This window comes from Arthrobacter sp. SAFR-044 (genome assembly GCF_051965175.1).
Lineage (GTDB): Bacteria > Actinomycetota > Actinomycetes > Actinomycetales > Micrococcaceae > Arthrobacter.
Genome location: NZ_JBQCMK010000038.1, coordinates 1 through 629, shown reverse-complemented (window position 1 = coordinate 629; position 629 = coordinate 1). Strand labels below are relative to the sequence as shown.

Sequence of the window (629 nt, the reverse complement as noted above, 5' to 3'; positions counted from 1 at the left end):
GTGGTGCATGCGGCGACGTTCTTCTCGGTCGGTGGCGGGTTCATTGTCCGTGAGGGGGAGGAGGACGCGGCGCAGCAGGAACTGGACGCGTCCAAGGAGGAACTGCCGCTGCCGTTCAGGACCGCGGCGGAACTGCTGGAGCACTGCGCGGTGACCGGGCTGGGCATCGCGGATGTGATGTTCGTGAACGAGAAAGCCTCCCGCAGTCAGGCGGAGATCCGGGCCGGGCTGCTGCATATCTGGTCCGTGATGGAGAACTGCGTGCAGACCTCGCTCAAGCGTGAGGGGGTGCTGCCGGGCGGGTTGAAGGTCCGCCGCCGCGCCCCGGACTGGTACGAACGGCTGAAGAAGGAAACCGCCCGCCCCGAAGACACCGACAATGACGGGCAGGACGGGCAGGACCACTACGACCCCAGGTATTGGCAGGAGTGGGTTAACTTGGTGGCCCTGGCGGTAAACGAAGAGAACGCCTCCGGCGGCCGGGTAGTCACCGCCCCCACGAACGGGGCGGCGGGGATCATCCCCGCGGTGCTGTTCTACGCGCTGCACTTCGCCCCGGGCATGGACCAGGCCACCCAGGAAGACCGGGACGACGTGGTGGTGCGGTTCCTGCTCGCCGCCGGCGCCGT

The 629-nt window shown here is 67.9% G+C and carries 1 protein-coding gene; it reads left to right on the top strand.

Annotated features, from left to right (window positions below; all coding sequences use genetic code 11):
- Nucleotides 1-629: L-serine ammonia-lyase, iron-sulfur-dependent, subunit alpha (locus ACTHQS_RS21035; protein ID WP_440172743.1), on the top strand; the 629-nt coding region annotated here is incomplete at both ends.